General features: G+C 52.0%; 18 protein-coding genes, 2 tRNA genes and 3 rRNA genes. 6 read left to right on the forward strand and 17 right to left on the reverse strand.

What is annotated here, in order from left to right; all coding sequences use genetic code 11:
• Positions 1–5 precede the first annotated feature (5 nt).
• Positions 6–1,415 (forward strand): nitrogen regulation protein NR(I), encoded by a 1,410-nt coding sequence (glnG, locus tag OLG56_RS21310; RefSeq protein WP_001188782.1) that lies wholly within the window; start codon positions 6–8, stop codon positions 1,413–1,415.
• 112 nt (positions 1,416–1,527) lie between these two features.
• Complete coding sequence (locus OLG56_RS21315) at positions 1,528–1,638, forward strand: YshB family small membrane protein (protein WP_001578131.1); 111 nt, start codon at positions 1,528–1,530, stop codon at positions 1,636–1,638.
• Between the two features lie 89 nt (positions 1,639–1,727).
• Here OLG56_RS21315 and hemN read toward each other — a convergent pair whose 3' ends face one another.
• The 3 genes from hemN to OLG56_RS21330 form a co-directional block, all read right to left on the reverse strand.
• On the reverse strand, positions 1,728–3,101 hold the full coding sequence (hemN, locus tag OLG56_RS21320; RefSeq protein ID WP_061377458.1) for an oxygen-independent coproporphyrinogen III oxidase: 1,374 nt from the start codon (positions 3,099–3,101) through the stop codon (positions 1,728–1,730).
• A gap of 188 nt (positions 3,102–3,289) precedes the next feature.
• On the reverse strand, positions 3,290–3,805 hold the full coding sequence (gene yihI / locus OLG56_RS21325; RefSeq protein ID WP_000743292.1) for a Der GTPase-activating protein YihI: 516 nt from the start codon (positions 3,803–3,805) through the stop codon (positions 3,290–3,292).
• 118 nt (positions 3,806–3,923) lie between these two features.
• Entirely contained in the window at positions 3,924–4,148 is a 225-nt protein-coding gene (locus OLG56_RS21330) for a hypothetical protein (protein ID WP_001541209.1), read from the reverse strand.
• A gap of 239 nt (positions 4,149–4,387) precedes the next feature.
• On the opposite strand from OLG56_RS21330, the gene yihA reads away from it, so the two are divergent.
• Positions 4,388–5,020 carry a ribosome biogenesis GTP-binding protein YihA/YsxC gene (gene yihA / locus OLG56_RS21335; protein WP_000183327.1) on the forward strand — a complete coding sequence of 211 codons (633 nt, stop codon included), beginning with the start codon at positions 4,388–4,390 and terminating at the stop codon, positions 5,018–5,020.
• A 120-nt stretch (positions 5,021–5,140) separates the two neighbouring features.
• Here the strand turns inward: yihA and spfP are convergent, their stop codons facing one another.
• Both spfP and polA read right to left on the reverse strand, forming a co-directional pair.
• Entirely contained in the window at positions 5,141–5,188 is a 48-nt protein-coding gene (spfP, locus tag OLG56_RS22425) for a small protein SpfP (protein ID WP_071892919.1), read from the reverse strand.
• Positions 5,189–5,354: 166 nt separating this feature from the next.
• Positions 5,355–8,141 (reverse strand): DNA polymerase I, encoded by a 2,787-nt coding sequence (polA, locus tag OLG56_RS21340; protein WP_061377459.1) that lies wholly within the window; start codon positions 8,139–8,141, stop codon positions 5,355–5,357.
• Between the two features lie 387 nt (positions 8,142–8,528).
• Here polA and yihG point away from each other — a divergent pair, with 387 nt between their 5' ends.
• Complete coding sequence (yihG, locus tag OLG56_RS21345) at positions 8,529–9,437, forward strand: 1-acylglycerol-3-phosphate O-acyltransferase, YihG family (RefSeq protein ID WP_058344369.1); 909 nt, start codon at positions 8,529–8,531, stop codon at positions 9,435–9,437.
• A gap of 12 nt (positions 9,438–9,449) precedes the next feature.
• Here yihG and dsbA read toward each other — a convergent pair whose 3' ends face one another.
• The 3 genes from dsbA to OLG56_RS21360 form a co-directional block, all read right to left on the reverse strand.
• Positions 9,450–10,073: a thiol:disulfide interchange protein DsbA gene (gene dsbA, locus OLG56_RS21350; protein ID WP_000725364.1), complete on the reverse strand. Its 624-nt coding sequence runs from the start codon at positions 10,071–10,073 to the stop codon at positions 9,450–9,452.
• A 16-nt stretch (positions 10,074–10,089) separates the two neighbouring features.
• The gene (locus tag OLG56_RS21355) at positions 10,090–11,076 is read right to left on the reverse strand and encodes a serine/threonine protein kinase (protein WP_061377460.1); all 987 of its coding nucleotides are present in this window, start codon (positions 11,074–11,076) and stop codon (positions 10,090–10,092) included.
• A gap of 76 nt (positions 11,077–11,152) precedes the next feature.
• Positions 11,153–11,422 (reverse strand): YihD family protein, encoded by a 270-nt coding sequence (locus OLG56_RS21360; RefSeq protein WP_000649858.1) that lies wholly within the window; start codon positions 11,420–11,422, stop codon positions 11,153–11,155.
• A 69-nt stretch (positions 11,423–11,491) separates the two neighbouring features.
• On the opposite strand from OLG56_RS21360, the gene mobA reads away from it, so the two are divergent.
• Both mobA and mobB read left to right on the forward strand, forming a co-directional pair.
• Positions 11,492–12,076, forward strand: a complete 585-nt coding sequence (mobA, locus tag OLG56_RS21365; RefSeq protein WP_023219928.1) for a molybdenum cofactor guanylyltransferase MobA — start codon at positions 11,492–11,494, stop codon at positions 12,074–12,076.
• The gene (gene mobB / locus OLG56_RS21370; RefSeq protein WP_072197361.1) at positions 12,073–12,588 is read left to right on the forward strand and encodes a molybdopterin-guanine dinucleotide biosynthesis protein MobB; all 516 of its coding nucleotides are present in this window, start codon (positions 12,073–12,075) and stop codon (positions 12,586–12,588) included. Before mobA ends, mobB begins: the two co-directional genes overlap by 4 nt.
• 303 nt (positions 12,589–12,891) lie before the next feature.
• Here mobB and rrf read toward each other — a convergent pair.
• From rrf to pepQ, 9 genes are all read right to left on the reverse strand, one after another.
• Positions 12,892–13,007 (reverse strand): 5S ribosomal RNA (rrf, locus tag OLG56_RS21375).
• Positions 13,008–13,202: 195 nt separating this feature from the next.
• Positions 13,203–16,207 (reverse strand): 23S ribosomal RNA (locus tag OLG56_RS21380).
• A gap of 182 nt (positions 16,208–16,389) precedes the next feature.
• Positions 16,390–16,465, reverse strand: a tRNA-Ala gene (locus tag OLG56_RS21385).
• A 109-nt stretch (positions 16,466–16,574) separates the two neighbouring features.
• Positions 16,575–16,651: transfer RNA gene (locus OLG56_RS21390), tRNA-Ile, on the reverse strand.
• Between the two features lie 69 nt (positions 16,652–16,720).
• Positions 16,721–18,262, reverse strand: a 16S ribosomal RNA gene (locus OLG56_RS21395).
• Together the 16S, 23S and 5S rRNA genes with 2 tRNA genes alongside form the textbook arrangement of a ribosomal RNA operon.
• A 377-nt stretch (positions 18,263–18,639) precedes the next feature.
• The gene (gene hemG / locus OLG56_RS21400) at positions 18,640–19,185 is read right to left on the reverse strand and encodes a menaquinone-dependent protoporphyrinogen IX dehydrogenase (protein ID WP_000853983.1); all 546 of its coding nucleotides are present in this window, start codon (positions 19,183–19,185) and stop codon (positions 18,640–18,642) included.
• Between the two features lie 11 nt (positions 19,186–19,196).
• Positions 19,197–20,648: a Trk system potassium transporter TrkH gene (gene trkH, locus OLG56_RS21405; protein ID WP_000545688.1), complete on the reverse strand. Its 1,452-nt coding sequence runs from the start codon at positions 20,646–20,648 to the stop codon at positions 19,197–19,199.
• Between the two features lie 38 nt (positions 20,649–20,686).
• Positions 20,687–21,301 (reverse strand): IMPACT family protein, encoded by a 615-nt coding sequence (locus OLG56_RS21410; protein WP_000378893.1) that lies wholly within the window; start codon positions 21,299–21,301, stop codon positions 20,687–20,689.
• Complete coding sequence (gene pepQ / locus OLG56_RS21415; RefSeq protein WP_000444529.1) at positions 21,301–22,632, reverse strand: Xaa-Pro dipeptidase; 1,332 nt, start codon at positions 22,630–22,632, stop codon at positions 21,301–21,303. Before pepQ ends, OLG56_RS21410 begins: the two co-directional genes overlap by 1 nt.
• Between the last annotated feature and the right edge of the window lie 100 nt (positions 22,633–22,732).

Below are 22,732 nucleotides of genomic sequence, written 5' to 3' on the forward strand. Positions count from 1 at the left end.
TGTTTATGCAACGAGGAATAGTCTGGGTCGTCGATGATGATAGTTCCATCCGTTGGGTGCTTGAACGTGCTCTCGCCGGGGCAGGGTTGACCTGTACCACCTTTGAGAATGGTAATGAAGTACTGGCTGCGCTGGCCAGTAAAACGCCGGACGTCTTGCTGTCGGATATCCGAATGCCGGGAATGGACGGGCTGGCGCTATTAAAGCAGATTAAACAGCGTCACCCGATGCTTCCGGTCATCATTATGACCGCGCATTCCGATTTAGATGCCGCCGTGAGCGCCTATCAGCAGGGGGCGTTTGATTATCTGCCTAAACCGTTTGATATTGATGAAGCCGTCGCTCTGGTCGAGCGCGCGATTAGCCACTATCAGGAGCAGCAGCAACCGCGTAATATCGAGGTTAACGGCCCGACAACAGACATGATAGGCGAAGCGCCCGCCATGCAGGATGTGTTTCGCATTATTGGTCGGCTGTCGCGTTCTTCGATTAGCGTGTTGATTAACGGCGAATCAGGAACTGGTAAAGAACTGGTCGCCCATGCGCTACATCGTCATAGCCCGCGCGCCAAAGCGCCGTTTATCGCGCTCAATATGGCGGCCATCCCGAAAGATTTGATTGAATCCGAACTGTTTGGCCATGAGAAAGGCGCTTTTACCGGGGCGAATACCATCCGGCAGGGCCGTTTCGAGCAGGCTGACGGCGGCACGCTGTTTCTGGACGAAATTGGCGATATGCCGCTGGATGTCCAGACTCGTCTGTTACGCGTGCTGGCTGACGGACAGTTCTACCGCGTGGGCGGGTACGCGCCGGTAAAAGTGGATGTGCGCATTATCGCCGCCACCCACCAGAACCTCGAACGACGCGTTCAGGAAGGGAAATTCCGCGAAGACCTGTTCCACCGCCTGAACGTGATTCGTATCCATCTTCCGCCGTTGCGCGAGCGCCGTGAGGATATTCCGCGCCTGGCGCGCCATTTTTTGCAGGTCGCCGCCCGTGAATTAGGCGTGGAAGCCAAATTATTACATCCGGAAACCGAAACGGCGTTAACGCGCCTGGCATGGCCTGGTAACGTGCGTCAGTTAGAAAATACCTGCCGCTGGCTCACCGTCATGGCCGCCGGACAGGAGGTATTGATCCAGGATTTACCGGGCGAACTGTTTGAAGCCTCGGCGCCGGATAGCCCGTCCCACCTGCCGCCGGATAGCTGGGCTACATTACTGGCGCAATGGGCGGACCGCGCCTTGCGATCCGGTCATCAAAACCTGCTTTCTGAAGCGCAGCCAGAACTGGAAAGAACGCTACTGACCACGGCGTTACGCCATACGCAGGGTCATAAACAGGAAGCCGCCAGGCTGCTCGGTTGGGGGCGAAACACCCTAACGCGGAAGTTGAAAGAGCTGGGAATGGAGTAAACATTACCCGCGAGTGTAAAGATTAATAATTGAGCGCAAAACGCTGCTATTTTGCGCTTTACTGTTCCGATGAGTTCAGTATGATCATGCCCGGCAAACGGGGGGATTCATTATGTTAGAATCTATTATTAATCTGGTATCGAGTGGAGCGGTCGACAGCCACACGCCACAAACTGCGCTAGCCGCCGTATTGTGTGCCGCGCTGGTGGGACTGTTCAGCTGACAATGTGCCGGATGGCGCTAATGCTTATCCGGCCTACAGGTTGTCGCAACGTGTAGGCCCGGTAAGCGCAGCGCCACCGGGCAACCCGGCTAAATGACGCGCGAGAACTGCTGCATCCGCGCTTTCTGGCGCAGATACGCGTCAAAGCACATGCAGATATTGCGGATCAGCAAACGACCTTTCGCCGTCACCTGAATTCCCTTCTCGCTAATATCCACCAGCCCATCTTTTGCCAGCGGCGACAGTAACTGCAAATCTTCGGCAAAATACTCAGCGAAATGCAAACCCCACTGTTGTTCGACAGCGTTAAAATCCAGGCGGAAGTTACAAATCAGCGCTTTGATAACATCGCGACGAATGCAATCATCACGGGTCAGCGTAATACCACGCCATAGCGCATTGCCCCGCTCATCCACTTGCTGGTAATAACGCTTCAGCTCTTTCTGGTTCTGCATGTAGCCATCGCCAATCATGCTGATAGCAGAAACCCCCATCCCCAGCAGATCGGTATCGCCCTGGGTCGTATAGCCCTGAAAATTACGGTGCAGCACGCCTTCGCGCTGCGCGACGGCCAGTTCGTCGTCCGGACGGGCAAAATGGTCCATCCCGATAAACTGATAACCGGCCTGAGTAAGCGATACGATCGTCTCCTGCAAAATATCCAGTTTCTGCTGCGCGCTGGGTAAATCGGCATCTTTAATTTTACGCTGGGCGGCAAAAAGCGTTGGCAGATGCGCATAGTTAAAGACGCTCAAACGATCGGGGTTCAGTTCCGTCACACGCTTCAGCGTGAAAGCGAAGCTTTCCGGCGTCTGTTTCGGTAGACCGTAGATCAAATCGATATTGGTCGAGGTAAAATCGATATCGCGGGCGTGATTAAGCAACGCAAAGATGAATTCTTCATCCTGCTCGCGGTTAACCAAGCGCTGCACCTCTTTATTAAAGTCCTGCACCCCCATACTCAGGCGGTTAAAACCTTCCGCACGTAAATGATCGAGCACATCCAGCTCAATTTCACGGGGATCGACTTCGATCGAGATTTCCGCGTCGGTATTAAAGTGGAAATTTTCACGCAACAGCGTCATTAAGCGGCTGATTTGCGCTTTATTCAGGTAAGTAGGCGTACCGCCGCCCCAGTGAAGCTGGCTGACATGACGGTCTGCAAACAGCGGCGCGCGATGACGAATTTCCTGCTCAAGCGCGTCAAGGTACTGGTCAGCTTTATGCTGTTGGCGGGTGACAATCTTGTTGCAGCCGCAGAAATAACACAACTTGTGACAAAACGGGATATGCACATACAGCGAGAGCGGACGTTCAGGATAACGCGCCACAGCCTGCAAGAATGCGGCGTCCTCGAAGTCTTCAGAAAACTCCAGCGCGGTTGGGTACGAGGTATATCGTGGCCCGGAATAGTTATATTTCTGGATCAGGGCCAGATCCCAGTCTATTTGCTGTTCAGACATGCTCACTCCTTCCGATGGCGTCTCTGGCGGGTACGGCGTACCGGCTTCACGCCATGACGGGCGGCAAGCCGGCTGCGCAGCCATTTCTGTCGCCGCGACAATCGCTGTAGTTTAACGAATAACCACACCAGATAACATATAACCGGAAGGGTTATAAGCAGGACGGGCAAGCCCACGGTGTAAACCCGTTAGTTGCCGCCTCTTAGCAGGCGCATCATATCTTCCTGCTTCTCGTCCTCTTCGTCGTCTTCTTCGTCGTCATCGTAAGACAGACCAAGCTTCTGCATCAGTTCATCAATACGATCCAGTTTGGCATCTACCCAGGCTTGATCTTCCGCACTCAGGGTTTCGCCCGCTTCCAGACGTTCTAACAGCGCATCCAGGCGCTCATCCGTTTCCAGTAAATCCAACTCCGCCTGCGGTGAAAGCATAGGTTTCTCACTTTTCGGTTTATGCTGTTGGGTCACTTTTTCAGTCACGCCCAATGGAACAGGTGTTTTACTGCCAATGCGTGGATCTTTTTGTTGATTCTGATTGCCGCCGCCCGAAGCAGAATTGCCGCCCGCCGCGCGACTTCCCGGCGCATGACCGCGATGTTTTTTCAGGCGTTTACGGTCGCGCGCCTCCTGGTTTAACTCTTCACGCGTTTTACGACGCTGTTTGCCAAAGGCTTTACTGCGCGGTGCAGAGGTTGGTTTTTTCATGATGTCAGATCTTTAAGCCGTTTTATTCAGTATAGAATTGAGGCGGAATCTAGCAGAAAGCAAGCAAAGAAAAAAGGCGACAGAGTAATCTGCCGCCTTTTTTCTTGACTCACGACCCTTAACGGGTTCCACCATCCCTGTTGGCTATCAACACGCCCTGTTTTTCCCTTAGCCTGGAACATTCCATGTTGTTTCCATTTCCTTTTACTAACGTCTCCGGACGTTTGTCTTCCTGACAATCCTGTGTCTTCGCCTCCTGGCGCTCCTGACCCTCATCCTGAGTCGTTGATCCTGTTAGCGTCCTCGCTATGTGCATTACTTTACTCTTTTGGGGTAAACTCACAAGATACCGACACGGCAAATCCCTTTTTTTCAGACAATTACCTTTCTATAAATTCATGATTTAACTATATTAACTGGCTTTGAGCCTGACAACGACTCTGTCATGTCGCATAAGTGCAATGGACAATGTCTCACAAAGCGTATGGCTTTTACTTACAGCACCGACGCGCCGAAAAATCCGTCTTTTGCTGGCGTTCAGGTATAATCGCCACAATGCTTTGACTGACGGAGACGACCGCTTTGACTAACCTGAATTATCAACAGACGCATTTTGTGATGAGTGCGCCTGATATTCGCCATTTACCTTCCGATTGCGGAATTGAAGTGGCTTTTGCTGGCCGTTCCAATGCAGGCAAATCCAGCGCCCTGAACACGTTGACCAACCAAAAAAGCCTTGCGCGCACCTCTAAAACGCCGGGCCGTACCCAATTGATTAACCTGTTTGAAGTCGTAGATGGCAAACGGTTGGTCGACCTGCCGGGCTATGGCTACGCGGAAGTCCCGGAAGAGATGAAACGCAAGTGGCAACGCGCGCTGGGGGAATATCTGGAGAAACGTCAAAGCCTACAGGGCTTAGTCGTTTTAATGGATATCCGCCATCCGTTGAAAGACCTCGACCAGCAGATGATCCAGTGGGCTGTAGAGAGCAATATCCAGGTTCTGGTTCTGCTGACCAAAGCGGACAAACTGGCCAGCGGCGCGCGCAAGGCGCAGTTGAATATGGTACGTGAAGCCGTGCTGGCCTTTAATGGCGATGTGCAGGTAGAAGCGTTTTCCTCGCTGAAAAAGCAGGGAGTGGATAAGTTACGTCAGAAGCTGGATAGCTGGTTTAGCGAACTGGCACCGGTCGAAGAGATTCAGGACGGGGAATAATCATCCGCTATGCCGGATGGCGCCGCTGCGCGTCTTATCCGGCCTACGGTGCGAGCGAAACTTTTCTTACGCCCAATAAAAAACGCCCCAGTCATAAACTGACTGGGGCGGCTAAAATATTCAGCCAAATCCGATTACGTGAAGTAAAAGGTCTGAAAGATAGAACATCTTACCTCTGTACCCTACGTGAATAACTTTACTCTTTTTTGAGCAACACAGAAAGACCTTTTCGTAATTTTTTTTCATTCTTTACATAGGGAATTCTAATACCCATCACAAAACCCCCGTGCTTATGTTGCTTAATTACGAAAAAAGCGCGTTATTCCTTAAATGCTTAGTGCGCTTGATCCCAATTTTCTCCGCTACCGACTTCCACCAGCAACGGCACATCAATACGCGTGCAGTTTTCCATCAACTGATGGATACGTTTTGATACCGCATCTAAGTCGTCTTTATGCACCTCGAACACTAATTCATCGTGTACCTGCATAATCATCCGCACGCGCGGCTGCTCGGCCTGTAGCCAGGCATCGACGGCAATCATGGCGCGCTTGATGATATCGGCAGCCGTTCCTTGCATGGGAGCATTGATCGCCGCGCGTTCCGCCCCCGCGCGCCGCGCCGCGTTGCTGGATTTAATATCCGGCAGGTAAAGGCGGCGTCCCTCCAGCGTTTCCACATAACCTTGTTCTTTTGCCTGAGCGCGTGTGCGCTCCATATATTCCAGCACGCCAGGGTAGCGTTCGAAGTAGAGATCCATATACTTCTGCGCCTCTTTACGCGGAATATTAAGCTGGCGAGAAAGACCGAAGGCGCTCATCCCGTAAATCAGGCCAAAGTTAATGGCTTTCGCACTTCGGCGCTGTTCCCCGGTCACGCTATCCAGCGGCAAGCCAAAGACTTCCGCCGCCGTTGCGCGGTGAATATCCTTCCCTTCGGCGAACGCCGTAAGCAGTCCTTTATCACGGGAAAGATGCGCCATAATACGCAGCTCAATCTGTGAATAGTCCGCAGATACGATGAGATAATCCTCAGGCGCAATAAATGCCTGACGAATGCGGCGGCCTTCCTCATTGCGCACCGGAATATTTTGCAGGTTCGGATCGGTGGACGATAAACGTCCCGTCGCCGTTACCGCCTGATGATAGGAGGTGTGGACGCGCCCGGTTTTCGGGTTAATCATCAGCGGCAGCTTATCGGTATAGGTGGATTTTAGCTTCGCCAGACCACGATACTCCAGAATCACTTTCGGCAGCGGATAGTCCAGCGCTAGCTCCTCCAGCACCTCTTCCGACGTTGACGGCGCGCCGCCAGGCGTTTTCTTCAGCGGCTTAATACCCTGCTTTTCAAACAGGATGGTCTGCAACTGCTTCGTTGAGGACAGGTTGAACGCCTCGCCCGCAATGTCATGCGCTTTCTTTTCCAGTTCCGCCAGACGTAGTGTGATTTCTTCCGAATGTTTGTGCAGGACGGCAGGATCGATTTTTACGCCATTGCGCTCAACGCGTGACAGCACCGGCACCAGCGGCATTTCGATGTTTTCGAAAACATTCAGCGGGCCTTTGTGCTGCTGGAGCTCTGGCCACATTTTGAGATGCAACTGTAACGTGACATCCGCATCTTCTGCCGCATAGCGCCCCGCTTCCTCCAGTGCGATCTGGTTAAAGGTGAGCTGGTTTTTACCTTTACCGGCAATGTCTTCAAAGGTGATAGTTTTGTGCTTCAGCCAACGATCGGACAAGCTGTCCATATCATGGCGTCCGGCGACGCTGTTCAGAATGTAAGACTCAAGCATGGTATCGAAGGCGATACCGCGCAGCTCAATACCGTAATTTTGCAAGACGCCGCGATCGTACTTGAGGTTTTGCCCCACTTTGCGCACTTTTTCATCTTCCAGCAGCGGCTTCAGCAGTTCCAGAGCACGCTGGCGGGAAATTTGATCCGGAGCGTCCAGATAATCATGCGCGACAGGTACATACGCGGCAACGTCAGGTTCGATGGCAAACGAGAGGCCCACCAGGTTGGCGGCGATATTATCCAGGCTGTCGGTCTCCGTGTCGAAAGCAAAAACTGGCGCTTTTTTCAGCTTTTCAATCCAGCTTTCCAGCGTAACGTCGTCCAGGATAGTGACATAATTTTCATAAGAGAGCGCCGCTGCCGGTTCGCTGGGCGATTCATCAATAACGACCGTTTCCTGCGGTTTGGCCGCCGGTTTCGCGCCCTTTGCCTGTAGCCATTTGCCGGACTCAACGTCCGCCGTCCAGCGCTTAAACTCATATTTTTTAAACAGGCCCAGCAGTTCATCCGCAATCGGCTGCTGTACTTCAAGCTGTTCGCAGGTCAGCTCCAGTTCAACATCCGTTTTAATGGTGGCGAGTTTATAAGACAGGTACGCTACGTCTTTATTCTGCGCTAATTTAGCGGCCATCGTTTTGGCGCCGCGGAAAGTGAGACCGGCAATTTTTTCCGGCTCGGCGTACAGCGTATCCAGGCCGCCCAATCCCTGAAGCAAAGCTTGCGCCGTCTTCTCACCCACGCCAGGTACGCCCGGAATATTATCCGAGGAGTCCCCCATCAGCGCCAGAAAGTCGATAATCAGCTCAGGCGGCACGCCGTACTTATTAACGACTTCATCCGGGCCGAGGATGGTGTTAGTCATGGTGTTGATCAGCGTAATATTCGGCGTCACCAACTGTGCCATATCTTTATCGCCGGTGCTGATTAATACCGGACGCCCCACCTTCTCCGCCTCTCGCGCCAGTGTACCGATAACGTCATCCGCTTCTACGCCAGAGACCGCCAGCAGAGGTAACCCCATGGCTTTAACCATGGCATGTAACGGCTCTATTTGCGCACGCAGATCATCCGGCATCGGAGGGCGATGCGATTTGTAATGTTCAAAGAGCTCATCACGGAAGGTTTTTCCTTTGGCGTCAAACACCACCGCAGCATGCGTCGGCTGATACTGCATGATCAGGCTGCGCAACATGTTGAGGACACCATACATTGCGCCCGTAGGTTCTCCCGCGCTGTTGGTTAACGGCGGAAACGCATGATAGGCGCGATAGAGATAGGATGAGCCATCTACGAGAATAAGTGGGTTTTCTGGGATCTGAACCATAATGTCCGTGCCTGTTTAACAGATTATGGTTAAAGGATGCCACATACAGGAGGAAAACTTGAGTTTTTCGCCGCATTTGCGGAAAAGTTTTGTCGATCTTCAGGATCGCTCGCAAAAAAACCTGTGGATAACTTTGTGTGTAAATTCTTACCATTACTTTAAAATCAGCGCGATAGCCTTCTCCTCTTAATAATTACCCATTATTTTCAATGAGTTGTTAACATCACGTTTTTCTGATTATCTGATTCATGCCGTTATCATAATGTGGATAGTTGTTACGAGTGTTTCTATTTCACTCAGCGCCATCATTAGCATCGTTTTCTGATAGAATCAGCCTCTTGCGCCCTTTTCGCGCACCGTTTATGGCTAACTTTTGAATAATTTATTATGACGAGAATACTCGCGGCTATCACGCTCCCATTGAGTATCGTATTGACCATCCTGGTCACTATTGTTTGCTCAGTACCGATCATCGTTGCCGGTATGGTAAAGCTCCTTTTGCCTGTTCCCGGTATCTGGCGCAAGGTCTCCATTTTCTGCAATTTCATGATGTATTGCTGGTGTGCTGGTCTTGCAGCGCTGTTACGCCTTAATCCGCACTTGCAATGGGATGTAGAAGGGTTAGAAGGGCTGAGCAAGAAAAATTGGTATTTACTGATTTGTAATCATCGCAGCTGGGCCGATATCGTTGTGCTTTGCGTTCTGTTCCGCAAGCATATCCCAATGAATAAGTACTTTCTTAAACAGCAATTGGCCTGGGTGCCGTTCATTGGCCTGGCGTGCTGGGCATTAGATATGCCGTTTATGAAGCGCTACTCCCGTAGCTACCTGCTCCGCCACCCCGATCGACGCGGCAAAGATGTTGAAACAACTCGTCGCTCTTGCGAAAAGTTTCGTCGGTATCCCACCACTATCGTTAACTTTGTTGAAGGCTCGCGATTTACGCATGAGAAACGTCAGCAAACGCATTCACCTTATCAACATCTGTTGCCGCCAAAAGCAGCCGGGATTGCAATGGCGATTAATGTTTTAGGCTCACAGTTCGATAAGCTGCTTAATATTACGTTGTGTTACCCAAACAACGATAGTCACCCCTTCTACGATATGCTAAGCGGTAGGCTGACGCGTATTGTTATTCGGGTGCAACTGGAACCCATAAATGAAGAACTGCACGGCGATTACGTGAACGACAAAACATTCAAACGCCGTTTTCAACGTTGGCTTAATACGCTGTGGGATAAGAAAGATATACAGATAGAAGAGATTAAAACATCTTATAAAAACGCCGGTCAGTGACCGGCGTTCTTTTTATTTTTTATCAACCAAATATTTCACGGTATCAGCATACTGCTGAACAAAAACATCCATGCTGCTGGTATCCATGCCTTGTGGGTTAATCTGGTATTTGCCATTGACGAACATCGCCGGAACGCCCTGCAGTTGCAGGTCAGCCGCGGCTTTCTCCTGTTGCGCAACCAGTGATTTCACCACGAAGCTGTTCCATGCCGCATCGTAATCTTCGCCTTTGACGCCCGCATCAACGAACACTTTACGGATATCCGCGGCAGATTGTACTGTCTGGGTTTTCTGTACGGCTTCAAACAGCGGGACCGTGACTTTATCTTCTACACCCAACGCCATCGCCACCGCCCATGCCTGGGTGAGCTCCTTGCCCAACGGCCCCAGGAACTCAACGTGGTACTTGGTCATTTTGGTGCCTTCCGGCAGCTTTTTCTTCACATTGTCAGACACATGAAGCACTTCTTCAAACTGATAACAATGTGGGCAGTAGAAGGAGAAAAACTCCAGTACCTGGGGTTCGCCAGCGACCGGTTTATCCAGCGTGATATACTGTTTACCGTCGCTGATCTGTGCTGCCGAGGCGCTAAAAGCTAAAACCATACCAGCCAGCGCCAGCCAAATCTTTTTCATGATCAACTCTCTCCGATTAATACATTGGCGTTAATTGTAAAGGGGGTTCGTGCAAAATTTTAGTCTGCTCAATAAAAGTCGTTGTCTGTCGCTGCCAGTAATCTTCCCCTGTTAACCAGGGAAAGTTTTTTGGAAACGCAGGATCGCCCCAACGACGAATCAACCAGGCAAGATAATAAACTAAACGCATGGCGCGTAAAGGTTCAATGAGACCAATTTCAGCCGTATCGAACTCACTAACTTCTTCATAAGCTTCAATAATGGTTTCAAGCTGCATTCGCTGTTCGGCTTTGTCGCCGTTCAGCAGCATCCATAAATCCTGTATCGCCGGGCCGTTACGGGCATCATCTAAATCGACAAACAGCGGTCCATCACGCCATAGAATGTTGCCGGCATGACAATCGCCGTGCAATCGCAGCGTGGCGAAATCGGTGCGCCAGCATTCGGTAACTGCAGACAGTAGAGTATCAGTGGCTTTCAGGAAAGCCGCTTTTTGCCCGGAGGGAATCAGTGCGGCATCTTCGAATACCTGGCGAGGTTCAAAAAGATACTCTGCAAGCCCAATGTCAGGCCGGGAAGTGAAAGGACGTTTTCGCCCCGTCTGATGCAATCGACCAAGATAACGCCCTACCGCCTCCATCTGATCAATATTGTCTGCTTCAAACTGACGACCGCCTACGCTGGGGAAAATGGCATAATGATAGCCCTGATGCGCTAACAGCGTCTGGCCATTAAACGCGAGCGGAGCAGCAACCGGAACCTCATCCTTCACCAGTTCAAGCGCGAATTGGTGTTCTTCCCGAATTTGCTCAACAGACCAGCGTTCAGGACGATAAAACTTAACGACAAAACGTCGACGGTCTTCATCCTGAAACTGATAGACGCGGTTTTCATAACTGTTTAGTGGAGTCAGCCCGGAATCCACCCTGATCCCCTGTTCAAACAGCGCATCCATGATGGTTTCCGGGTGTAGCGTCTGGAAAGTAAAAGCGTTGTCGTTCATCCCATCATCCGGAAAATACTACGAATGATTCAGGATATCATTTCGTGACGATTTCGGTGGCGCCGCTTACAAGGTTTTACTCTTTAATAACGCCGCGGGCGCGTAAAAGCGCCGTTTTAAAGTCCTCTTCATAGTCTTTTTGAATCCCTGGAATGGCGGCGTCTTTGGCGGAATCGCGCATTTTCAGATGGTAGATCAGGATATCATCAGTTAAATCTTCCAGTTTGCCGTCAAAACCTGACTCTTTCGCCAGTTTCTGCAAAAATTGCGTCAGATTAAGATCAGGCTCTTTCTGCCAGGCTGGCTGGAGGAGTTCAATGACTTCATTCAGGCGTTTACATTTCATAGCTGTGCTCCTTATTCTTGATACAGACACGGTAGCAGGGTCAATCCCACAATAAAAGAGGCGATATCGGTGAATCTGGATGAAGTAATAACCGGCGTGGTGCTGGCAGGCGGTAAAGCCCGGCGGATGGGAGGTGCGGATAAAGGTCTGCTTGAACTGGACGGGAAACCGCTCTGGCGACACGTTGCCGACGCGCTCGCGCCACAACTTGCTACGGTCGTCATTAGTGCTAATCGCCATCTGGATATCTACCAGGCCAGCGGCCTGAAAGTCATTCCGGATTCAATCGCTGACTTTCCCGGTCCGCTGGCGGGTATGCTTTCCGTTTTTCAGCAGGTAGCAGGCGACTGGTTTCTGTTTTGTCCCTGTGACAATCCCTGTATCCCCCACAACCTGGTCGATCGTTTAGCAGCGCAGCGTCATGGCGCACCCGTGGTTTGGGTTCATGATGGAGAACGCGATCATCCAACGATCGCGTTGATTAATCGTGCCGTTGAGCCCCAGTTGACAGATTATTTGCAAGCAGGCGAGCGGCGAGTAATGATTTTTATGCGGCAGGTAGGCGGACACGCCGTTGATTTCAGCGATTGTAAGGAGGCATTTGTGAACGTCAACACGCCGGAGGAACTCGCGCAATGGCAAAAGAGACCATGATACCGCTACTCGCCATTGCCGCGTGGAGCGGCACGGGAAAAACAACACTGCTGAAAAAACTGATCCCAGCACTTTGTGCGCACGGTATTCGGCCAGGGCTGATTAAGCATACCCATCATGATATGGATGTCGATAAGCCGGGTAAAGATAGCTACGAGCTGCGTAAAGCCGGGGCGGCACAGACGCTGGTTGCCAGTCAGCAGCGCTGGGCGTTAATGACGGAAACGCCGGAGCAAGAAGAGTTGGATCTGGCATGGCTGGTGAGTCGGATGGATACATCAAAACTGGATCTGGTGCTGGTAGAAGGGTTTAAACACGAAGCAGTTGCGAAGATCTTACTTTTTCGTCAGGGATGTGGGCACAACGAGGAAGAATTAATTCTTGATGAGCATGTTATTGCGGTTGCCAGTGATATTCCACTTGCAGTAGCGGTACCCGTTTTGGATCTTAATGATGTATCGCAGATTTCTGCCTTCATTTTGCGGTGGTTAGAGAAAGCACGCACCTTGTAGGCCGGATAAGGCGAAGCTGCCATCCGGCGGTGCCGGTTGCCTGATGGCGCTGCGCTTATCAGGCCTGCATTTTTAAATGTTACCACACACGCAAAAAAGCCCGTCCGTCTGGATGGGCTTCTTCACGAAATTGATGCCTGGCAGTTTATGGCGGGCGTCCTGCCCGCCACCCTCCGGGCCGTTGCTGCGCAACGTTCAAATCCGCTCCCGGCGGATTTGTCCTCCTCAGGAGAGTGCTCACCGACAGACTACAGATAAAACAAAAGGCCCTGTCTTCCGACAGGGCCCTTCGTTTTATTTGATGCCTGGCAGTTCCCTACTCTCGCATGGGGAGACCCCACACTACCATCGGCGCTACGGCGTTTCACTTCTGAGTTCGGCATGGGGTCAGGTGGGACCACCGCGCTAGTGCCGCCAGGCAAATTCTTTGTGCTCTGTCCTGTGTCTTTTACGCTGATACGGCGTTGGCTGTTCTTGCGAACGTCAGTCACATACTTCTGTATGCTCCTTCCGTCGCCGCGTTTGCCGCCTTGTCTCAGCGCAAAATCCTTCGGACTCTGAATCTGAGCTGAAAATTGTTGTCTTCTCAACCGCCAAAACATCTTCGGCGTTGTAAGGTTAAGCCTCACGGTTCATTAGTACCGGTTAGCTCAACGCATCGCTGCGCTTACACACCCGGCCTATCAACGTCGTCGTCTTCAACGTTCCTTCAGGAGACTCTAAGTCTCAGGGAGAACTCATCTCGGGGCAAGTTTCGTGCTTAGATGCTTTCAGCACTTATCTCTTCCGCATTTAGCTACCGGGCAGTGCCATTGGCATGACAACCCGAACACCAGTGATGCGTCCACTCCGGTCCTCTCGTACTAGGAGCAGCCCCCCTCAGTTCTCCAGCGCCCACGGCAGATAGGGACCGAACTGTCTCACGACGTTCTAAACCCAGCTCGCGTACCACTTTAAATGGCGAACAGCCATACCCTTGGGACCTACTTCAGCCCCAGGATGTGATGAGCCGACATCGAGGTGCCAAACACCGCCGTCGATATGAACTCTTGGGCGGTATCAGCCTGTTATCCCCGGAGTACCTTTTATCCGTTGAGCGATGGCCCTTCCATTCAGAACCACCGGATCACTATGACCTGCTTTCGCACCTGCTCGCGCCGTCACGCTCGCAGTCAAGCTGGCTTATGCCATTGCACTAACCTCCTGATGTCCGACCAGGATTAGCCAACCTTCGTGCTCCTCCGTTACTCTTTAGGAGGAGACCGCCCCAGTCAAACTACCCACCAGACACTGTCCGCAACCCGGATCACGGGTCCACGTTAGAACATCAAACATTAAAGGGTGGTATTTCAAGGCCGGCTCCATGCAGACTGGCGTCCACACTTCAAAGCCTCCCACCTATCCTACACATCAAGGCTCAATGTTCAGTGTCAAGCTATAGTAAAGGTTCACGGGGTCTTTCCGTCTTGCCGCGGGTACACTGCATCTTCACAGCGAGTTCAATTTCACTGAGTCTCGGGTGGAGACAGCCTGGCCATCATTACGCCATTCGTGCAGGTCGGAACTTACCCGACAAGGAATTTCGCTACCTTAGGACCGTTATAGTTACGGCCGCCGTTTACCGGGGCTTCGATCAGGAGCTTCGCTTGCGCTGACCCCATCAATTAACCTTCCGGCACCGGGCAGGCGTCACACCGTATACGTCCACTTTCGTGTTTGCACAGTGCTGTGTTTTTAATAAACAGTTGCAGCCAGCTGGTATCTTCGACTGACTTCAGCTCCATGAGTAAATCACTTCACCTACATGTCAGCGTGCCTTCTCCCGAAGTTACGGCACCATTTTGCCTAGTTCCTTCACCCGAGTTCTCTCAAGCGCCTTGGTATTCTCTACCTGACCACCTGTGTCGGTTTGGGGTACGATTTGATGTTACCTGATGCTTAGAGGCTTTTCCTGGAAGCAGGGCATTTGTTGCTTCAGCACCGTAGTGCCTCGTCATCACGCCTCAGCCTTGATTTTCCGGATTTGCCTGGAAAACCAGCCTACACGCTTAAACCGGGACAACCGTCGCCCGGCCAACATAGCCTTCTCCGTCCCCCCTTCGCAGTAACACCAAGTACGGGAATATTAACCCGTTTCCCATCGACTACGCCTTTCGGCCTCGCCTTAGGGGTCGACTCACCCTGCCCCGATTAACGTTGGACAGGAACCCTTGGTCTTCCGGCGAGCGGGCTTTTCACCCGCTTTATCGTTACTTATGTCAGCATTCGCACTTCTGATACCTCCAGCATGCCTCACGACACACCTTCACAGGCTTACAGAACGCTCCCCTACCCAACAACACCTGAGTGTCGCTGCCGCAGCTTCGGTGCATGGTTTAGCCCCGTTACATCTTCCGCGCAGGCCGACTCGACCAGTGAGCTATTACGCTTTCTTTAAATGATGGCTGCTTCTAAGCCAACATCCTGGCTGTCTGGGCCTTCCCACATCGTTTCCCACTTAACCATGACTTTGGGACCTTAGCTGGCGGTCTGGGTTGTTTCCCTCTTCACGACGGACGTTAGCACCCGCCGTGTGTCTCCCGTGATAACATTCTCCGGTATTCGCAGTTTGCATCGGGTTGGTAAGCCGGGATGGCCCCCTAGCCGAAACAGTGCTCTACCCCCGGAGATGAATTCACGAGGCGCTACCTAAATAGCTTTCGGGGAGAACCAGCTATCTCCCGGTTTGATTGGCCTTTCACCCCCAGCCACAGGTCATCCGCTAATTTTTCAACATTAGTCGGTTCGGTCCTCCAGTTAGTGTTACCCAACCTTCAACCTGCCCATGGCTAGATCACCGGGTTTCGGGTCTATACCCTGCAACTTAACGCCCGGTTAAGACTCGGTTTCCCTCCGGCTCCCCTATTCGGTTAACCTTGCTACAGAATATAAGTCGCTGACCCATTATACAAAAGGTACGCAGTCACCCCACCACTAAGCCCCCTCTGCTTCTTTTGCGGTTGAACGTCGCTTGCGCTCCGTTAACCGTATCCTCAGCAAAGGATGCGTATGTGGAGTTCACCACTGGCTTAGTGGTGGGGCTCCCACTGCTTGTACGTACACGGTTTCAGGTTCTTTTTCACTCCCCTCGCCGGGGTTCTTTTCGCCTTTCCCTCACGGTACTGGTTCACTATCGGTCAGTCAGGAGTATTTAGCCTTGGAGGATGGTCCCCCCATATTCAGACAGGATACCACGTGTCCCGCCCTACTCATCGAGCTCACAGCATGTGCGCTTTTGTGTACGGGGCTGTCACCCTGTATCGCGCGCCTTTCCAGACGCTTCCACTAACACACATGCTGATTCAGGCTCTGGGCTCCTCCCCGTTCGCTCGCCGCTACTGGGGGAATCTCGGTTGATTTCTTTTCCTCGGGGTACTTAGATGTTTCAGTTCCCCCGGTTCGCCTCATTAACCTATGGATTCAGTTAATGATAGTGTGACGAGTCACACTGGGTTTCCCCATTCGGAAATCGCCGGTTATAACGGTTCATATCACCTTACCGGCGCTTATCGCAGATTAGCACGTCCTTCATCGCCTCTGACTGCCAGGGCATCCACCGTGTACGCTTAGTCGCTTAACCTCACAACCCGAAGATGTTTCTTGTGATTCATCATCGTGTTGCGAAAATTTGAGAGACTCACGAACAACTTTCGTTGTTCTGTGTTTCAATTTTCAGCTTGATCCAGATTTTTAAAGAGCAAAACTTCGCAGTGAACCCTTTCAGGTACACTCTGAAGTATTTTTTCGTAAACACTCACGAGATGGTGGAGCTATGCGGGATCGAACCGCAGACCTCCTGCGTGCAAAGCAGGCGCTCTCCCAGCTGAGCTATAGCCCCATCGTGTAGTCAGAACCTCTTACCTTTGATTCGTTTCCGGGCGCGGCGTGGTGAAGCGAAGCATACTGAAGTATGCGAGCTTTGCCACAACAAAGCACGGGAGCGAATCTGGTAGGCCTGAGTGGACTTGAACCACCGACCTCACCCTTATCAGGGGTGCGCTCTAACCACCTGAGCTACAAGCCTGTAGAGGTTTTACTGCTCGTTTTTCATCAGACAATCTGTGTGAGCACTGCAAAGTACGCTTCTTTAAGGTAAGGAGGTGATCCAACCGCAGGTTCCCCTACGGTTACCTTGTTACGACTTCACCCCAGTCATGAATCACAAAGTGGTAAGCGCCCTCCCGAAGGTTAAGCTACCTACTTCTTTTGCAACCCACTCCCATGGTGTGACGGGCGGTGTGTACAAGGCCCGGGAACGTATTCACCGTGGCATTCTGATCCACGATTACTAGCGATTCCGACTTCATGGAGTCGAGTTGCAGACTCCAATCCGGACTACGACGCACTTTATGAGGTCCGCTTGCTCTCGCGAGGTCGCTTCTCTTTGTATGCGCCATTGTAGCACGTGTGTAGCCCTGGTCGTAAGGGCCATGATGACTTGACGTCATCCCCACCTTCCTCCAGTTTATCACTGGCAGTCTCCTTTGAGTTCCCGACCTAATCGCTGGCAACAAAGGATAAGGGTTGCGCTCGTTGCGGGACTTAACCCAACATTTCACAACACGAGCTGACGACAGCCATGCAGCACCTGTCTCACAGTTCCCGAAGGCACCAATCCATCTCTGGAAAGTTCTGTGGATGTCAAGACCAGGTAAGGTTCTTCGCGTTGCATCGAATTAAACCACATGCTCCACCGCTTGTGCGGGCCCCCGTCAATTCATTTGAGTTTTAACCTTGCGGCCGTACTCCCCAGGCGGTCTACTTAACGCGTTAGCTCCGGAAGCCACGCCTCAAGGGCACAACCTCCAAGTAGACATCGTTTACGGCGTGGACTACCAGGGTATCTAATCCTGTTTGCTCCCCACGCTTTCGCACCTGAGCGTCAGTCTTTGTCCAGGGGGCCGCCTTCGCCACCGGTATTCCTCCAGATCTCTACGCATTTCACCGCTACACCTGGAATTCTACCCCCCTCTACAAGACTCAAGCCTGCCAGTTTCGAATGCAGTTCCCAGGTTGAGCCCGGGGATTTCACATCCGACTTGACAGACCGCCTGCGTGCGCTTTACGCCCAGTAATTCCGATTAACGCTTGCACCCTCCGTATTACCGCGGCTGCTGGCACGGAGTTAGCCGGTGCTTCTTCTGCGGGTAACGTCAATTGCTGCGGTTATTAACCACAACACCTTCCTCCCCGCTGAAAGTACTTTACAACCCGAAGGCCTTCTTCATACACGCGGCATGGCTGCATCAGGCTTGCGCCCATTGTGCAATATTCCCCACTGCTGCCTCCCGTAGGAGTCTGGACCGTGTCTCAGTTCCAGTGTGGCTGGTCATCCTCTCAGACCAGCTAGGGATCGTCGCCTTGGTGAGCCGTTACCTCACCAACAAGCTAATCCCATCTGGGCACATCTGATGGCAAGAGGCCCGAAGGTCCCCCTCTTTGGTCTTGCGACGTTATGCGGTATTAGCCACCGTTTCCAGTAGTTATCCCCCTCCATCAGGCAGTTTCCCAGACATTACTCACCCGTCCGCCACTCGTCAGCAAAACAGCAAGCTGCTTCCTGTTACCGTTCGACTTGCATGTGTTAGGCCTGCCGCCAGCGTTCAATCTGAGCCATGATCAAACTCTTCAATTTAAAAGTTTGATGCTCAAAGAATTAAACTTCGTAATGAATTACGTGTTCACTCTTGAGACTTGGTATTCATTTTTCGTCCGAGGACGTCAAGAATCCGTATCTTCGAGTGCCCACACAGATTGTCTGATAAATTGTTAAAGAGCAGTGCCGCTTCGCTTTTTCTCAGCGGCGCGGGGTGTGCATATTACGCTTTCCCGCTTCAGAGTCAAGCGTTTATTTTCGCTTTTCTCCGTGAGGTTCTGGTCTGAACCCCGCTGACCCGGCGGCCTGTATGCCGTTGTTCCGTGTCAGTGGTGGCGCATTATAGGGAGTTATTTCTGCCTGACAAGAGGAAATTTAAAATAATTTTCTGAGTGCGCACTTTTTATTCTTTGCGTTTATTTTGCCGACGATTTGTTGGTTAAATGGGCTATTTCACGGGCAAAGTGCGTAACCTGCTCCCAGTCGGTGTACACCACCTCTTTACTGGTATCCGTTTCGCCGCCCGACATCTTCATAATAAGCTTGATCATCAGACGGTCATACCAGCGATAGCGGGGATAGCGAAGCGCGCCTGCAATGACGGCACAGTAGTCAGGTCGCCACGGAGAGCTCATTAAAAACTTACGCGCGTAGCTGTTAGTCTGCGGCGTCCGTTTTTCAGCTTTACGCGCCACCAGGTTAACGGAATAAAAGGCACTCGGCATTCCGTTCAACCGCGTGGCGTATTTCTTAACGAACTCCTGAAAGGCGCTGTGGTAGTGACCATAACGAATAGACGCGCCAATCACTACGCGATCATAGCTATCCCAGTCCGGCTCTTCTGCGCGATGCAGATTAACGACATCGGCCCAGATCCCCATCTCTTTGAGTTCAGAAGCCAGATAAGAGGCAATTTCGCGCGTTTGCCCGTCCCGGGTAGAGAAAAGAATCAATGTTTTCACGTGTTACTCCATTATTCACGCCAGAAAGTCGGGGTAAAAAGTACCAGCAAAGTGAATACTTCCAGACGACCAAATAGCATGTTGGCGATGAGTATCCATTTCGCAACCGGATTCATACTGGCGAAGTTATCAGCAACCACCCCCAGCCCCGGTCCCAGGTTATTAAGCGTAGCCACTACCGAGGCGAAAGCCGAGAAATCATCTACGCCTGTAGCGATAATAGCCAGCATACTGACGATAAATACCAGCGCGTAGGCAGAAAAGAATCCCCAGACGGCTTCCAGAATACGTTCTGGCAGCGCCCGGTTCCCCAGCTTAATACTGTAAACGGCATTCGGATGCACCAGACGTTTGAGTTCGCGGTTCCCCTGTTTAAACAACAACAGAATACGGATGACCTTTAACCCCCCGCCCGTTGACCCGGCGCAACCGCCAATAAACGCGGAACATAGCAGCAAGACGGGCAAAAACAGCGGCCAGCGCGCAATGCTGTCCGTGGTAAACCCTGCCGTTGTCGCCATAGACACGACCTGGAAGAATGCCTGATTTAGCGTTGTCAGCGCCGAGTCGTAAATATTATGGAACCACAGTACCAGCGTGCAGATCACCACCAGCGTCAACTGTACGCCGATGAACATGCGGAATTCCGGATCGCGCCAGTATACTTTCAGGCTACGCCCGCTTAATAAAGAGAAATGCAGGCCATAGTTACAACCGGAGATCAGCAGGAAAATAGCGATGATGGTATTAATAGTGGGACTATCAAAATAGCCTACGCTGGCGTCATGCGTTGAGAAGCCGCCGATAGCGATAGTGGAGAAGCTGTGTCCGATAGCGTCAAACGCGGGCATCCCTGCAAACCATAGCGCCAGCGCGCAGGCTACCGTTAGCAAAACATAGATAAGCCACAGCGTTTTCGCCGTCTCGGCAATACGCGGGCGCATTTTGTTATCTTTGAGCGGCCCCGGCATTTCTGCCCGATAGAGCTGCATCCCCCCGACGCCGAGGATAGGGAGAATCGCCACCGCCAGCACAATGATCCCCATACCCCCAAACCATTGCAGCATCTGACGATAAAAGAGAATGGCGTGCGGTAATGAATCCAGCCCCACCAGCGTAGTGGCGCCCGTGGTGGTTAACCCGGAGAACGATTCAAAAAAAGCATCGGTAATGGTGAGGTTTGGGCTTTCCGAGAAAATAAACGGCAGCGCACCCACGCTGCCCAGCACGGTCCAGAACAGCACCACGATAAGAAATCCTTCGCGGGATTTCAGCTCGCCCTTTTCCCTACGGTTCGGCCACCACAGTATGGAACCGATCGCCAGCGCGACAAAAAAGGTCTGCGTGAACGCTCTTCCTGCGCCATCACGATATATTAGCGCTACCAGTCCCGGGAGAATCATTGTCCCCGAAAATAAGATAACCAGTAGTCCAACGATTCGGGTAATGGCGCGAAAATGCATCTCTGCCGCTTCCTTTATTCTTAAAAATGAGGTGGGGATTATTCTTCAATCGCTAACAATTGCAATGAACCACGGCTAAAATCCGCCAGTTTTGTGGAAAATGCATTCACATGAGCAAAAGGAAGCGCCACCCTGAGCCGAACAGACGCCTGATAATCGCTGGAAACGATCTTCCCGGCAAACTGTCCTAATAATGCTTCGATTCCGGCCAACTGACCGTACTCACACTGCAAAGTATATTCGGTTAATGGCGTCTTGCGTTGTGTGGCAAGCTGACGTAATGCCTGATTCACACCGCCGCCATAGGCTTTTACCAGCCCGCCCGTACCCAGCAGAATACCACCATAGTAGCGCACGACGACGGCAGTAATTTCTCCGACGCCGCTGCCCATCAATTGCGCAAGCATCGGCTTGCCCGCCGTTCCCGCCGGTTCGCCGTCGTCTGAAAAGCCCAGTTGCTGTGAGTCGTCCGGCGCACCCGCCACCCACGCCACACAATGGTGGCGCGCATCAGGGTGCTCAGCTCTGACTAACTCAACAAACGCTTTCGCCGCGTCTACGCCATCGGTATGCGCCAATAGCGTAATAAAGCGGCTTTTTTTGATCTCTTCAACAACGGTGACCGGCGCTGCAGGGATTAACCAACTGTCCATTACGCCAGTTTTAAATCCCGCGTCATGTTTTCCACGCCGTTTTCGTGGATGACCACGTTATCTTCAATGCGAATACCGCCGAAAGGCTTGAGCGCTTCAATTTTCTGCCAGTTGAAGTGCTTGCTGAATGGCCCTTCGCGCCACGGCGCTAACAGCGATTCGATGAAGTAAATCCCCGGTTCGATGGTCAACACCATTCGCGGCTGTAACACACGCGTGCAGCGCAGATACGGGTATTTGGACGGCGCGGCGAGATGCGTACCGGAATCATCTTGCATAAACCCGGCCACATCGTGTACCTGCAGACCCAACGGATGACCAATACCGTGCGGCATAAACGGCCCGGTGAGATCATTTTCCACCATCGCCTCTTCACTCATGTCGGTAATGATTTGATGTTTACGCAGCAGCTTCGCGATGCGTTGATGGAACTGAATATGATAATCCACATAGCTGACGCCCGCCTTCATGGTAGCGATCAGCGCCAACTGTTCGTCGTTAACATCTTTCACCAGGTGGGCGTAGTCGTTATCGCTTTTCGCCGACCAGGTTCGCGTCAGATCCGCCGCGTAGCCGTTGTATTCCGCGCCCGCATCCAGCAGGAAACTGCGCATTTCAGACGGTGCCTGATGATCCAGTTTCGTGTAATGCAGCACGGCGGCATGTTCGTTCAGCGCCACAATGTTGCTGTACGGAACATCGGTATCGCGATGTCCCGTGGCGGTCAGGTACGCCAGGTTGATGTCAAACTCGCTCATGCCGGAACGGAAGGCCTCTTCCGCCGCCCGATGACCGCTCACCGCCATTTTCTGCGCTTCGCGCATACAGGCCAGTTCATAATCCGTTTTATAGGCGCGGTAGTAATGCAGATAGTCGATAACACCTTTCGGGTTGATGTTGCTGGCAGCGATATCCAATTGTAGCGCGCGCTCAGGAACCGGGCCGATATAGCCGATATTGCCACGCGCGGCAGGCAGTTGGCTGCCGATGCCATCCGCTTTCGGTAAGGCGACGACCTCGACTTCTTCTGTCCAGAAGGACGTTGGCAGCGGTTCAACGTTATGCCAGTAATCGACCGGCAGATAAAACCACAATTTGGGTTTGTTGACGCCATCGACCAGCAGCCAGCAATTTGGAACCTGAGTTACCGGCACCCACGCTTTAAACTGTGGATTGACCTTAAACGGATAAGGGTGATCGTCGAGAAAGACGTTGAAAAGCTCGCCGGAATGAATAAGTAACGCATCCAGCTTAAAGCGCGCCAGAACATCGCGCGTCCGTTCTTGTAAGGTAACAATATGATTTTTATAGAGCGCGGCCAGTGATTCCATTTTTTACCCTTCTGTTTTTTTGACCTCAAGTTCCCGCATCTTAGCACATCGCCCCACGAGAGCGTGATCTCTGCCGAGCGTGATCACATCGGCATTTCTT

The sequence above is a fragment of the Salmonella sp. 2018103 genome (assembly GCF_026247685.1).
GTDB classification, from domain to species: domain Bacteria; phylum Pseudomonadota; class Gammaproteobacteria; order Enterobacterales; family Enterobacteriaceae; genus Salmonella; species Salmonella enterica.